Below are 13,167 nucleotides of genomic sequence, written 5' to 3' on the forward strand. Positions count from 1 at the left end.
GCGGACGACGACAAGGGAGCACACGATGGAAGCCCGCCTGAACCCCTTCGCCAGCCAGACCATGTCCAAGTTCCTCAAGCACCTCATCGCGGCCAACAAGGTGATCGTGGAATCGACTCTGCCGTTCGCGACCCAGGAGTTGGTGAAGCTGCGCGCCAGCCAGATCAACGGCTGCGGCTTCTGCGTCGACATGCACTTCAAGGACGCCGTGCACGGCGGGGAGGAGGCGACCCGCCTCAACCTGGTCGCGGCCTGGCGGGAGGCGACGGTGTTCACCGACGCCGAGCGCGCCGCCCTGGAGCTGGCGGAGCAGGGCACCCGCCTGGCCGACGCGGCCGGCGGGGTCACGGACGAGGCCTGGGCGAACGCCGCGAAGCACTACGACGAGGAGCAGCTCGCGGCCCTGGTGGCCCTCATCGCGATCATCAACGCCTTCAACCGCGGCAACGTCATCGCCCGGATGCCCGCCGGCGGCTACCGGCCCGGCCAGCACGCCTGACCGGAGCCCGTTCCGCGGCCGGGGAGCGGTCCCCCCGGCCGCGGGCGTCGGGTTCCCTGCCGTCGGCCTCTCGGCCGTCGGCGCTTCCGGGGCGTTACCGTCCGTGCGCATACCACCCAGCCTGCGCTGGGGGCCTTGTGCTTAAAAAACCGACCGATAAGGTGTTAATCCAACATTCATCGATGCCGCATAGCCTCCGGGGGCTAGCCTCATGCCGAATGCCATCGTCCGACCAGGAGGCGAAAGCCCCGTGCAAGGCACAGTCACCACACCAGGCGGGTCCACGGTGGCCGGCGGCCCTGGCGAGGCCTTCCTCCTCGTCGTCGACGACGAACCCAACATCCGCGAGCTGCTCGCCGCCTCGCTGCGCTTCTCCGGTTTCCGGGTCGCCTCCGCCGCCAGCGGCACCGAGGCCCTCGACCTGATAGCCGTCGAACGCCCCGACCTCGTCGTCCTCGACGTGATGCTCCCGGACCTCGACGGCTTCACCGTCGTCGAGAAGCTGCGCGAGCGGACCAACCGCGGCCAGATCGCCGGGCCCGTGCACGGCCACCCCGGCGACCACCTCCCGGTGCTCTTCCTCACCGCCAAGGACGGCGTCGGCGACAAGGTCCAGGGCCTCGCCGCGGGCGCCGACGACTACGTCACCAAGCCGTTCAGCCTGGAGGAGCTGATCGCCCGGATCCGCGCCATCCTGCGCCGCTCCGGCGGGCCCGCCGAGGACGGCCGGCTCATCGTCGCCGACCTCAGCCTCGACCCGGTCGCCCACGAGGTCACCCGGGCCGGCACCCCCGTCGCGCTCTCCCCGACCGAGTTCAAGCTGCTGCACTACCTGATGGCCAACGTCGGCCGGGTGGTCTCCAAGGCGCAGATCCTCGACCACGTCTGGGCCTACGACTTCGGCGGCGACCTCTCCATCGTCGAGTCGTACATCTCCTACCTGCGCCGCAAGCTCGACTCCGGCCCGGCCCACGGCCCCAAGCTGATCCACACCGTGCGCGGCATCGGCTACGCGCTGCGCCGCCCCCCGCAGGGCTGACCGGTCCGCTCCGTGTCCGCCCGGCTCTCCACCCGGCTGTCGGTGTTCCGGCGGCCGTTCTCCCGGCTGCCCCTGCCCCGGCGGCCGTTCTCCCGGCTGTTCTCCCGGCTGTCGAGGCTGTCCGGGCTGTCCCGGCTGTCCCTGCGCGCCCGGCTGCTGGTGCTCGCGCTGGTGCTGGTCACCACCGGGCTCGCGGTCAGCGACGCCGTCGTGCTCGGCACCGTCCGGGTACAGCTGGTCGACCAACTCGACGAGCAGCTCCAGCGGTACGGGCTGCCGCTGTCCCACAAGGGCCCGGTACGGGTCGGCACCCCGGAGGCCGGGCGCCCCGCCGTCACCGGCAAGCGCAGCACCCTGCCCAGCCAGTACCTGGTCCAGTACCTCTCCTCGGACGGCAAAGTGCAGGCCGTCATGCGCCAGCCCGTCTCCGACAGCGACCCCGCACCCCAACTCGCCGGCCTCGACCCGACCCGCACCGAGCCCGACGTCCCCTTCGACCTGCCCGACCAGCGCGGCCACTACAACTGGCGGGTGCTCGTGCTGCCGATCCAGACCCCCCGGGCCCCGGCCGCCGCCAGCCCCAGCGACTACGCCTCGCCCGCCGTCACCGCGACCTACGTCATGGTGGCCGTCTCCCGCGCGGACATCGACGCCACCGTCGGCAAGCTGCGCAGCTCCTTCCTCGCGATCGGCGGCGCCGTCCTGCTGCTGATCGCCGGGCTCGGCTTCTTCGCCGTCCGGGCCGGGCTGCGGCCACTGCGCCGGATCGAGGCCGGCGCCGCCCGGATCGCCGACGGCGAACTCTCCCACCGGATGCCGGAACTCTCCCCCGGCACCGAGGTCGGGCGGCTCTCCATCGCGCTCAACGGCATGCTCACCCAGATCGAGGCCGCCTTCGCCGCCCGCGCCGAATCCGAGGCCCGGATGCGCCGGTTCGTCGCCGACGCCTCGCACGAACTGCGCACCCCGCTCGCCGGGATCCGCGGCTTCACCGAGCTCTACCGGATGGGCGCGCTGCCCACCGACGGGGACGTCAAGCGGACCATGACCCGGATCGAGAGCGAGGCCGTCCGGATGGGCGCCCTGGTCGAGGACCTGCTGGTGCTCGCCCGGCTCGACGAGGAACGCCCGCTCGACCTCGCCCCGATGGACCTGCGCACCCTCGCCGCGGACGCGCTGCACGACCTCACCGCCCTCGACCCGACCCGGCCCGTCTCCCTCACCGGCCCGTCCGGCACCGGCGCCCCCGGCGCGGCCCCCGTCCTCGGCGACGAGGCCCGGCTGCGCCAGGTGGTCACCAACCTGGTCGGCAACGCGGTCAAGCACACCCCGCCCGGCACCCCCGTGCGGATCGGGGTCGGCGGCGCGGGCGGTGTCTGCCTGCTGGAGGTCGCCGACGCCGGGCCGGGGCTCACCGACGGCCAGGCCCAGCGGGTCTTCGACCGCTTCTACCGGGTCGACGCCTCCCGCAGCCGGCACGGCGGAGGCGGCGCCGGACTCGGCCTCGCCATCGCCACCGCGCTCACCCACGCGCACGGCGGCACCCTCACCCTGGACACCGCCCCCGGCGCCGGCGCCACGTTCCGGGTCGAACTGCCCACCAACGGTGACCGGACTTCCTGACGGCATTGTCGACACGTCAATTCCCTTGCTGACCAAGCAATGGCGGGCCGTTTTCATTGCCGGAATGCGGCATAGAGCGTAAAGAATCCGTGTGCCTATGATCAACGCCGTCGGGTCGTCAAGAACAGCCCGGCACACGGCTTTTGCTTTCTTTCCGACCCGAAAGGGGTCATTGTGAAACTCCGCCGTACGCTGGTCTCGGCCGCCCTCGTCGCCGCCGTGATCTCGCCCGCAGCCATGCTCTCCGCGGCACCCGCCTTCGCGGAGTCGGCTTCGACGGCGCAGACCCGGAACGACACCGGCTCGATCGCGGAGCTGGAGAAGGCCGCCGCCGCCGCGGCCAAGGCCCACCAGGCCGCCGTCGCCGCCGAGGCCGCCGGGCAGGCCGAGACCACGGCCTTCATGAACAACCCGCAGCCCTACCTCGGCAAGCTCCAGGAGGCCCAGGCCGCCGCCAAGACGGCCGCCGCGGCCCACGAGAAGACCTACAACGAAGCCGTGGAGGCCTCGGCCGCGTACCGCTCCGCGAAGCCGGAGGAACTGGAAGCGGCCAGGGTACGGATGCTGGCGGCGTTCGACGCCGCCAACGCCGCCACCGACGCGGACACCAAGGCCAAGGCCGCCGTGACCGCCGCCGGCACGGCGCTGGACGACGCCAAGGTCGCGGCGATGCGCAAGCTCGGCGTGCTGCAGGAGGCCACCAAGACCGCGGCCGCCGCCAAGGCCACCGCGGACAAGGCCCTCGCCGAGGCCAAGGCCGCCGCTGAGAAGCCCGCCGACAAGCCCGCCGACAAGCCGAGCGAGAAGCCGGTCGAGCAGCCCGCCCCGGCCCCGGCGGAGCAGCCGGCCCAGCAGCCCGCCGCCGTCACCCCGGTCTCGGACACCACCGCGACCACCACCAACAACGGCACCGGTGCCGGCACCAAGGCGACCACCGCGAGCAGCCAGGCCAGGTCGACGACCGCCGCCCCGGCCAAGGCGACCACCGGTTCGACCACCGAGCTCGCCGAGACCGGTTCCAACCCGGCCACCCCGTACCTGGCGCTGGGTTCCGGCCTGGCCCTCAGCCTGGGTGCCGCGGCCCTCTACGTCTCCCGCCGCAAGCCGGCCCGCTCCTCCTCCTGATCCACCCGGTTCGCGCCCGCTCGGGAGGAGGGCGCGAACCCCACAGCACCCCCGAACCGCAGGGCAGGCCCCCTCCCGGCCCGCCCTGCGGTCTCGCGTTTCCGGGCCCGAAACGCCCCGATCGGGTGAACCTCGGCCGTTCACCCGACCGGCCCCCCGGTCGTGTGCGACGGTCCACGTGCTCACTCACGCACCGGGAGATCGCTATGGACCCTGATCAGAGGTTATGGAAGGCCTGGAAGGCCATGGCCGTCCCGAAGATCGCGCGCGCAGAGATCGGAGATGACAGCATCACCATCTCGGTCATCGGTGACCTCCGCCATGCGGCGGTGGGAGGTGGCCTCAGGAAGGCGCTGACGAAGCACCTGCGCGGGACGGGGTACACGGCGACGCAGGGCCGGTATGTGATCGCCGGTTTGAAGGCGATGAAACCTGACTTCGCCGTGGCACCGGACGACACGAAGGCGATCGAACACCCGGAGGGTGTGGGGCTTCTGGCGTCCGGGATCCCCCTTGTCGCCGAGGTCGTGTGGCCCGACTGCTACGAACGCCGTGACCAGGAATTCAAGCCGCGCGCCTACGCTTCCGCGGACATTCCGGTGTACGTGGTCATCGATGACTACGATCACGGCGGTACCGTGACCGTACTTTCCCGCCCCGACCCCGAACGCCGTGCGTACGCGTCCTCGACCCGGATCCCGTACGGCGAGGAGGCCGTGATCCCCGAGGGCCCCGCCAAGGGGTTCGTGATCGGGCCGGAGGTCACCGGTGAGCGCCGTGGTTGATCCCGTGGTTGATCCCGGGGTGTCGTTCCGGCGGGACCTGTCCGAGTGGCGGATCGCGCTGGTCGCGTGGCGGCTGCTGGTGCTGCAGGCGGCGGATCCGGTGGTGGGGGCCGGGATGGCCGAGCACTCGACGTACCAGGCGCATCCGTGGCGGCGGGTGGAGCACACGCTGGGGAGCGGGCGGCGGCTGTTCTACCAGGACGGGGAGGCGCTGCGGCGGGAGGTCGCGCGGCTGGACCGGGCGCACAAGCGGATCCGCGGGACGGCGCCGGACGGGCGGGCGTACGACGCCGAGGACGCGTCGACCCGGGCGTGGGTGCTGCTGACGCTGTTCGAGTGCGTGGTCGCGATGCGGCGGCTGGGCGGGGACCCGTACGATGCCGGTCAACTGGAGGCGGCGTACCAGGAGTTCACCGGGTCGGTGGCGGCCTTCGGGCTGCCTGAGGGCGAACTTCCCGGCAGTGCGGCCGAGTTGCCCGCGTACTTCGCCCGGGCGGCGCGCGAGCGGCTGGAGTTCACCGAGGCGGCCCGCTACCTGCTGGAGGACATGCTGCGCGGGGCGCCGCGGCCGCGCCGGCTGTGGTTCCTCGGCGACGCCGGGTGGCGGGTGCTGCGGGCGGTGGTGGCGCGGGCGATCACGGCGCTGACGGTGGCGGATCTGCCGCCGGCGGTGCGGGAGCGGTTCGGGCTGGTGCGGACGCGGCGGGCCGCGCTGCTGTCCTGGCTGCTGCACCGGGGCGCCGGCGCGGTCGTCCCGCGGCTGCCGGACCGGCTGCGCTACCGCTCCCCGGGGCAGGGGGGTGCCCCGTCCCGGTGGCGTCCGCCGCGCCGGGACGCGCGCGGGTCCCGGGTGGACCGGTTCTTCCGCGAGGTGCTGGACCAGACCGGCGACGGCTTCCTCACCGTCCACGACCTGCGGGCGATGGCGCACAACGTGTGCTGGCAGCTGGAGTTGGACGAGGCCGCCGAGGCGCGGGTGTACCAGGCCTTCGACGGCTGGTGGGAGCAGCTGCGCGAGGCGATGGACGCGAACGGCGACGGCAAGGTGAGCCGGGAGGAGTTCGTGGCGGCCACCGTCGCGGGCTGCGACCGGGATCCGGCCTATCTGGAGCAGGGGCTGCTGCCCGCGCTGCGGGCCGTGTTCACCGCCGCCGACACCGACGGCAGCGGCTTCCTGGAGGCGGACGAGTACCGGGCGGTGTTCGGTGGACCGCGCGTCCATCCGGCCGAACTCTCGCACGGGTTCCGCCAGTTGGACGTGGACGGGGACGGCCGGATCACCGTGGAGGAGTTCCTGCACGGTTTCACCGAGTTCTTCACCGCCCGCGCCGACTCCACCCCCGGCACCCAGCTCCTCGGCCGGGCGTAATGGCCGGGCGTAATGGCCGGACGTAGCCGAAGGGCGTAGCGGAAGAACGCGGAAAGGGCCAGGGCCCCCTGGCCCGGTCAGCGCCCACGCCGTCCGCGACGGCGTGGGCGCCGTCGTGTCAAGCGACGGATCGGCCAAGATCGCTCCGCCGGCTGCCCGGCCGTTCGTTGTCAGGGCCGTCGGCGGCTCCGCAGACTGTCCCCACCGCCACTGCGTTCACCACTGCACCGCCGCCGCACGGCCACACACGGCCACACGCGGCCACGCCCCGCTACGTACGGCTACACACCGTTCCGAAGGTGTCAATCCCACCCCGCCTGCGATTCCTTCGTAAGGATGATGGATACTGCTCCTTGTGAACGTGTTCACGTTCACAAGCGGACAAGCTTGCGTGGTTGGGCAGCGGTCTACAGCTATAGATGAAGTTTGTCCGAAACATGCCCTTCAACAGGGCCGGTCGGTTGGAGAGAGGGCGACGTGGAGCTGGCAATCGCTCACGAGACCATCGCGCGATGGCAATTCGGCATCACCACCGTTTACCACTTCCTCTTCGTCCCGCTCACCATCAGCCTCGCCGCCATCGTGGCCGGGCTGGAGACCGCCTGGGTGAGGACGAACAAGGAGAAGTACTTCCACGCCACCAAGTTCTGGGGGAAGCTCTTCCTGATCAACATCGCGATGGGCGTGGTCACCGGCATCGTCCAGGAATTCCAGTTCGGCATGAACTGGTCCGACTACTCCCGCTTCGTCGGCGACGTCTTCGGCGCCCCGCTCGCGATGGAGGCGCTGATCGCCTTCTTCTTCGAGTCCACCTTCATCGGCCTGTGGATCTTCGGCTGGGACAAGCTGCCGAAGAAGATCCACTGCGCCTGCATGTGGATGGTCGCCCTGGGCACCGTGCTCTCCGCCTACTTCATCCTGGCGGCCAACTCCTGGATGCAGCACCCGGTCGGTTACTCGATCGACCCGGCCACCGGCAAGGCCCAGCTCACCGACATCGCCAAGGTGCTGTTCCAGAACACCACCCTCACCGTGGTGGCGCACACCCTGACCGCCGCCTTCCTCACCGGCGCGGCCTTCATGGTCGGCATCGCCTCCTTCCACCTCTGGAAGGCCAAGCGCAAGCCGGAGAGCGCCGACCCCAAGAAGACCGCCGTGATGCGCACTTCGCTGCGGCTCGGCCTGGTCCTCGCCGTGGTCTTCGGCGCCGGCACCGCGCTCAGCGGCGACTCGCTCGCCAAGGTCATGTTCGAGCAGCAGCCGATGAAGATGGCCGCCGCCGAGGCCCTGTGGGACACCCAGTCGCCCGCGCCGTTCTCGATCTTCGCGGTCGGCGACGTCAGCAAGGGGCACAACTCGGTCGAGCTGGAGATCCCCGGGATACTCTCCTTCCTCGCCCACAGCGACTTCAACTCCTCCGTCCCCGGAATCAACGACACCGCGGCCGCCGAGGCCGCCAAGTACGGCGGCGACCCCAAGGACTACATCCCGAGCATCTTCGTCACCTACTGGGGTTTCCGCCTCATGATCGGTTTCGGGATGACCTCCTTCGTGGCCGGCCTGATCGGGCTCTGGACCACCCGGCGCAAGAAGTTCCTGCGCCCCGAGTTCCGCACCGGCGAGACCGAGGTGCCCCGGCTGATGCTCACCCCCGGACGGGAGATGGGTCCGTTCCTCACCAAGTGGAGCTGGCGGATCGGCATCCTGACCATGGGCTTCCCGCTGATCGCCAACAGCTTCGGCTGGATCTTCACCGAGATGGGCCGCCAGCCGTGGGCCGTCTTCGGCCTGATGACCACGGCGAACGCGGTCTCCCCCAACGTGAGCGTCGGCACCCAGATCGGCGCCCTCACCACCTTCACCCTGCTGTACGCGATCCTCGCCGTCGTCGAGGTGCGGCTGCTGGTGAAGTACGCCAAGGCCGGCCCGGTGGTGACCGAGCAGCCCCCCGCCAAGGACCCGACCCTGCGCGGACCGTCCTCGGACGACGACGCCGACAAGCCTCTCGCCTTCGCCTACTGAGGACCACAGGGGATCTGACATGCAACTCCACGACGTCTGGTTCGTACTGATCGCGGTCCTGTGGATCGGCTACTTCTTCCTGGAGGGCTTCGACTTCGGGATCGGCATCCTCACCAAGCCGCTCGCCCGCAACACCGCCGAACGGCGCGTCCTGATCAACACCATCGGCCCGGTCTGGGACGGCAACGAGGTCTGGCTGCTGACCGCCGGCGGCGCCACCTTCGCGGCCTTCCCGGACTGGTACGCGACCCTGTTCAGCGGCTTCTACATCCCGCTGCTGATCATCCTGGTCTGCCTCATCGTGCGCGGCGTGGCCTTCGAGTACCGGGCCAAGCGCGACGACGCGCGCTGGCAGCGCAACTGGGAGGAGGCCATCTTCTGGACCTCGCTGCTCCCGGCCTTCCTGTGGGGCGTGGCCTTCGCCAACATCGTGCGCGGCGTCGACATCGACGCGCAGAAGAACTACGTCGGCACCTTCTGGGACCTGCTCAACCCGTACGCCATCCTCGGCGGACTGGTGACGCTCAGCCTGTTCACCTTCCACGGCGCGGTGTTCGCGGCGCTCAAGACGGTCGGCGAGATCCGCGACCGGGCGCGGGCCACCGCCCTGCGGGTGGGCGTGGTGGCGGCGGTGCTGGCGCTGGCCTTCCTGCTCTGGACGCAGGCCGACAACGGCAACGGCCGCAGCCTGGCCGCCCTGGTCATCGCGGTGCTGGCCCTGGTCGGAGCGCTGGCGGCCAACCAGCTCGGGCGCGAGGGCTGGGCGTTCATCCTCTCCGGGGCGACCATCGTGGCCGCCGTCGCGATGCTCTTCCTGGCGCTCTTCCCGGACGTCATGCCCTCCACCCTCAACGACGGCTGGAGCCTGACCGTCGCCAACGCGGCCTCCTCGCCGTACACGCTGAAGCTGATGACCATCGTGGCCGCGGTGTTCACGCCGCTCGTGCTGCTCTACCAGGGCTGGACGTACTGGGTGTTCCGCAAGCGCATCGGCGTCCAGCACATCCCCGGGCACGACCCGGCCGCCGCGCTCGACCAGGCCTGACGCCGTGAAGCCGGTCGACCCCCGACTCCTCGGGTACGCCCGCACCACCCGTGCCTTCCTCGCCGGATCCGTGCTCCTCGGCGGGGCGGGAGCGGCCCTGGTGGTCGCCCAGGCGAGTCTGATCGCCGAGATCGTCGTCCGCGCCTTCCAGCGCCAGGCGACCCTCGGCGAGCTGACCACGCCGCTGCTGCTGCTCGCCCTGACGGCCGTCGGGCGCGGGCTGGTCGGCTGGCTCACCGAACTCACCGCGCACCGGTCCGTCGCCCGGGTGAAGTCCACCCTGCGGCGCCGGCTGCTCGACCACGCCACCGCGCTCGGCCCGGCCTACCTGGCGGGCCGGCGCACCGGCGAACTCACCACCCTCGCCACCCGCGGCGTCGACGCGCTGGACGACTACTTCGCCCGCTACCTGCCGCAGCTGGCGCTCGCCGTCGTCGTCCCGGTGATCGTGCTGCTGCGGATCGTCGGCGCCGACTTCGCCTCGGCCGCGATCATCGCCGGGACGCTCCCGCTGATCCCGCTGTTCATGGTGCTGATCGGGATGGCCACCCAGAGCCGGATGGACCGGCAGTGGGGCACCCTGGCCCGGCTCTCGCACCACTTCCTCGACGTGGTGGCCGGACTGCCCACCCTCAAGGTGTTCAACCGGGCCCGCGCCCAGGCCGCCACCATCGCCCGGATCACCGCCGACTACCGCCGCGCCACCCTGCGCACCCTGCGGATCGCCTTCATCTCCTCCTTCGCGCTGGAACTGCTCTCCACCCTGTCGGTCGCGCTGGTCGCGGTCACCGTCGGCTTCCGGCTGGTGGACGGCACGCTCGACCTGGAGACCGGGCTGCTGATCCTGATCCTCGCCCCCGAGGTGTACTTCCCGATCCGCCAGGTCGGCGCGCTCTACCACTCCAGCGTGGAGGGCCTGACCGCCGCCGACGAGATCTTCCAGGTGCTGGAGACCCCGCTGCCCGCCGCCGGCACGGTGCCCGCACCCGCCCTCACCGGGGCCGTCGTCGCCGTCTCCGACCTGGTCGTACGCCACCCCGGGCGGGCCGAGCCCGCGCTGGACGGCGCCGCGCTGACCCTGCGCCCGGGCACCACCACCGCCCTCACCGGCCCGAGCGGGGCCGGCAAGTCCACCCTGCTCGCCGTCCTGCTCGGCCTCGTCGCCCCGGACGCCGGCACCGTCCGGATCACCGCCGCCGACGGGCGGACCCACGACCTGGCCGCACTGGAACCGGCGAGCTGGCGGCGGCAGATCGCCTGGGTGCCGCAGCACCCGCACCTGTTCGCCGGGACGGTCGCCGACAACCTGCGGCTCTACCGCCCGGAGGCCACCGACGAGCAGCTGTGGACGGCGCTTCGGGCCGCGCACGCGCTCGACTTCGTGACCAGGCTGGACGCCCCGCTCGGCGAGGACGGCGCCGGGCTCTCCGCCGGGCAGCGCCAGCGGCTCGCGCTCGCCCGCGTCCTGCTCGCCGACGACCGGCCGCTGGTCCTCCTCGACGAGCCGACCGCCAACCTGGACGGCGCCTCCGAGGCCGCCGTCGTGGACGCCGTCCGGACGCTCGCCGAGGACCCGGCGCGCACCGTGCTGATCGTCGCCCACCGGCCGGCGCTGCTGGCCGTCGCCGACCACCGGGTCCGGCTGACGGGGGCACCCGCCCCGGCCGCCGGCCCGGCCGCGGCTGCGGCCTCCGCTGCGTCCTCCGCTGCGGTCGAGCGGCCCGCGCACAGCGGGCGGCCGACGCCCGCCCCCGCCGCGGCACAGGACGAGCCCGAAGCCGCCGCCGCCACCCCGAGACTGGCGCTGTCCGTCCTGCTCGGCGCGCTCGCCCTCGGCTGCGCCGTCGCGCTGATGGCCACCTCCGGCTACCTGATCTCCCGGGCCTCCGAGATGCCGCCGGTGCTCTACCTGATGATGGCCGTCACCTCGGTACGGGCCTTCGGCATCGGCCGCAGCGTCTTCCGCTACGCCGAGCGGCTGGTCTCGCACGACGCCGTGCTGCGCACCCTCGGCACCCTGCGGGCCGCCGTCTACCGGCGGCTCACCGCGCTCGCCCCGGCCGGGCTGCCCGCCTTCCGGCGCGGCGACCTGCTCTCCCGGCTGGTCTCCGACGTCGACGCGATCCAGGACCACCACCTGCGCTGGCGGCTGCCGGCCGCCGTGGCGGGCGTGGTCTCGCTGGCCGCGGCGGCGGCGATGGGCGCCTTCCTGCCCGCCGCCGGGGCCGTGCTCGGGGTCGGGCTGCTGCTCGCGGGCGCGGTGGTGCCCGCCCTGGCCGCCCGCTGGTCGGCCGGCGCCGAACGGCGGCAGGCCCCGGAGCGCGGGCGGCTCGCCACCACCGTCGTCGACGCCTTCACCGGCACCGCCGAACTCACCGTGGCCGGCGCGCTGCCCGGCCGGCTCGCGGCCGTCCACGGCGCCGACGCCGCGCTCACCCGGCTGGCCGCCCGCTCGGCGGCCACCACCGCGCTCGGCACCGGGCTGATCGCGCTGCTCACCGGGCTGACCGTGACCGCCGCGGCGGCCGTCGGCGTCCAGGGGGTGCACGGCGGCGCGCTGGCGCCGGTCTGCCTGGCCGTGGTCGTGCTCACCCCGCTGGCCGCGTTCGAGGCCGTCACCGGGATGCCGCTGGCCGTCCAGGCGCGCCAGCGCAGCCGGGCCGCGCGGGCCCGGCTGGACGAGGTGCTGGAGGCCGAGGCCGCCGTCCCGGAGCCGGCCGCGCCCGCCGCGCTGCCCGAACAGCCGCTGCCGGTCGCCGTGCGCGGACTGACCGTCCGGCACCCCGGGCAGGCCGTGGACGCGCTCACCGGCGTCGACCTCGACCTCGCGGCCGGCCGCCGGATCGCCGTGGTCGGCCCGTCCGGCTCCGGCAAGACCACCCTGGCCCAGGCGCTGCTGCGGTTCCTGGAGCCGAGCGCGGGCGGCGTCACCTTCGCCGACGGCCGTCCACAGGCTGTGGACAGCCGCGCGCTCGCGGGCGAGGACGTCCGCCGGGTGATCGGACTGTGCGCCCAGGACGCCCACGTCTTCGACAGCTCGCTGCGGGAGAACCTGCGGCTGGCCCGGCCGGGCGCCACCGAGGACGACCTGCGTGCCGCGCTCGCCGCCGCCCGGCTGCTGGACTGGACGCTGACCCTGCCCGACGGCCTGGACACCATGGTCGGCGAGCACGGCGCCCGGCTCTCCGGCGGCCAGCGGCAGCGGCTCGCACTGGCCCGGGCCCTGCTCGCCGACTTCCCGGTGCTCGTCCTGGACGAGCCCGCCGAACACCTCGACCTGCCCACCGCCGACGCGCTCACCACCGACCTGCTGGCCGCCACCGAGGGCCGCACCACCGTGCTGATCACCCACCGGCTGGCCGGACTGGACGACACCACCGTCGACGAGGTGTTGGTGCTGGACGGCGGCCGGGTCGCCGAGCGCGGCCGCTGGTCGGAGCTGATCGCGGACCGGGACGGGCGGCTGCACACCATGTGGCGGCGGGAGCGGGAGGCGGACGGGCTGCTGGAACCGGTCGGGGCCACCCGTTAGACCCGGTCGGGGCCGCCCGTTCAGCCTGGTCGGGGCCGCCCGTTCAGCCTGGTCGGGGCCGCTCGTCGGGCCCGGGCAGGGCGCGGTTCCCGAGTCGCGCCGTCCTTCGGATGAAAAGCGTACAAACT

Annotated in this window: 9 protein-coding genes; all 9 read left to right on the forward strand. The window is 72.7% G+C overall.

What is annotated here, in order from left to right:
- The first annotated feature begins 25 nt into the window (after positions 1-25).
- The 9 genes from ACIO9K_RS06100 (at position 26) to cydD (ending at position 13,039) form a co-directional block, all read left to right on the forward strand.
- Positions 26-499 carry a carboxymuconolactone decarboxylase family protein gene (locus ACIO9K_RS06100; protein ID WP_400327341.1) on the forward strand — a complete coding sequence of 158 codons (474 nt, stop codon included), beginning with the start codon at positions 26-28 and terminating at the stop codon, positions 497-499.
- Positions 500-749: 250 nt separating this feature from the next.
- The gene (locus ACIO9K_RS06105) at positions 750-1,538 is read left to right on the forward strand and encodes a response regulator transcription factor (protein ID WP_400327343.1); all 789 of its coding nucleotides are present in this window, start codon (positions 750-752) and stop codon (positions 1,536-1,538) included.
- A gap of 12 nt (positions 1,539-1,550) precedes the next feature.
- Entirely contained in the window at positions 1,551-3,161 is a 1,611-nt protein-coding gene (locus tag ACIO9K_RS06110) for a sensor histidine kinase (RefSeq protein ID WP_400327345.1), read from the forward strand.
- A gap of 174 nt (positions 3,162-3,335) precedes the next feature.
- Complete coding sequence (locus ACIO9K_RS06115; RefSeq protein WP_363621093.1) at positions 3,336-4,286, forward strand: LAETG motif-containing sortase-dependent surface protein; 951 nt, start codon at positions 3,336-3,338, stop codon at positions 4,284-4,286.
- A 206-nt stretch (positions 4,287-4,492) separates the two neighbouring features.
- The gene (locus ACIO9K_RS06120) at positions 4,493-5,071 is read left to right on the forward strand and encodes a Uma2 family endonuclease (protein ID WP_400327348.1); all 579 of its coding nucleotides are present in this window, start codon (positions 4,493-4,495) and stop codon (positions 5,069-5,071) included.
- Between the two features lie 4 nt (positions 5,072-5,075).
- Positions 5,076-6,440, forward strand: a complete 1,365-nt coding sequence (locus ACIO9K_RS06125; RefSeq protein ID WP_400327350.1) for an oxygenase MpaB family protein — start codon at positions 5,076-5,078, stop codon at positions 6,438-6,440.
- A gap of 477 nt (positions 6,441-6,917) precedes the next feature.
- On the forward strand, positions 6,918-8,462 hold the full coding sequence (locus ACIO9K_RS06130) for a cytochrome ubiquinol oxidase subunit I (protein WP_363581536.1): 1,545 nt from the start codon (positions 6,918-6,920) through the stop codon (positions 8,460-8,462).
- 19 nt (positions 8,463-8,481) lie between these two features.
- Complete coding sequence (gene cydB / locus ACIO9K_RS06135) at positions 8,482-9,507, forward strand: cytochrome d ubiquinol oxidase subunit II (RefSeq protein WP_363621097.1); 1,026 nt, start codon at positions 8,482-8,484, stop codon at positions 9,505-9,507.
- Positions 9,508-9,511: 4 nt separating this feature from the next.
- Positions 9,512-13,039 (forward strand): thiol reductant ABC exporter subunit CydD, encoded by a 3,528-nt coding sequence (cydD, locus tag ACIO9K_RS06140; RefSeq protein ID WP_400327353.1) that lies wholly within the window; start codon positions 9,512-9,514, stop codon positions 13,037-13,039.
- The last annotated feature ends 128 nt before the right edge of the window (positions 13,040-13,167 follow it).

The organism is Kitasatospora sp. NPDC087271, from assembly GCF_044744605.1.
Lineage (GTDB): Bacteria > Actinomycetota > Actinomycetes > Streptomycetales > Streptomycetaceae > Kitasatospora.

Excerpts from the sequence above, each read along its gene's own strand:
- cydB (WP_363621097.1), top strand. The coding sequence starts at position 8,482 with ATGCAACTCCACGACGTCTGGTTCGTACTGATCGCGGTCCTGTGGATC.
- ACIO9K_RS06100 (WP_400327341.1), top strand. The coding sequence starts at position 26 with ATGGAAGCCCGCCTGAACCCCTTCGCCAGCCAGACCATGTCCAAGTTC.
- ACIO9K_RS06120 (WP_400327348.1), top strand. The coding sequence starts at position 4,493 with ATGGACCCTGATCAGAGGTTATGGAAGGCCTGGAAGGCCATGGCCGTC.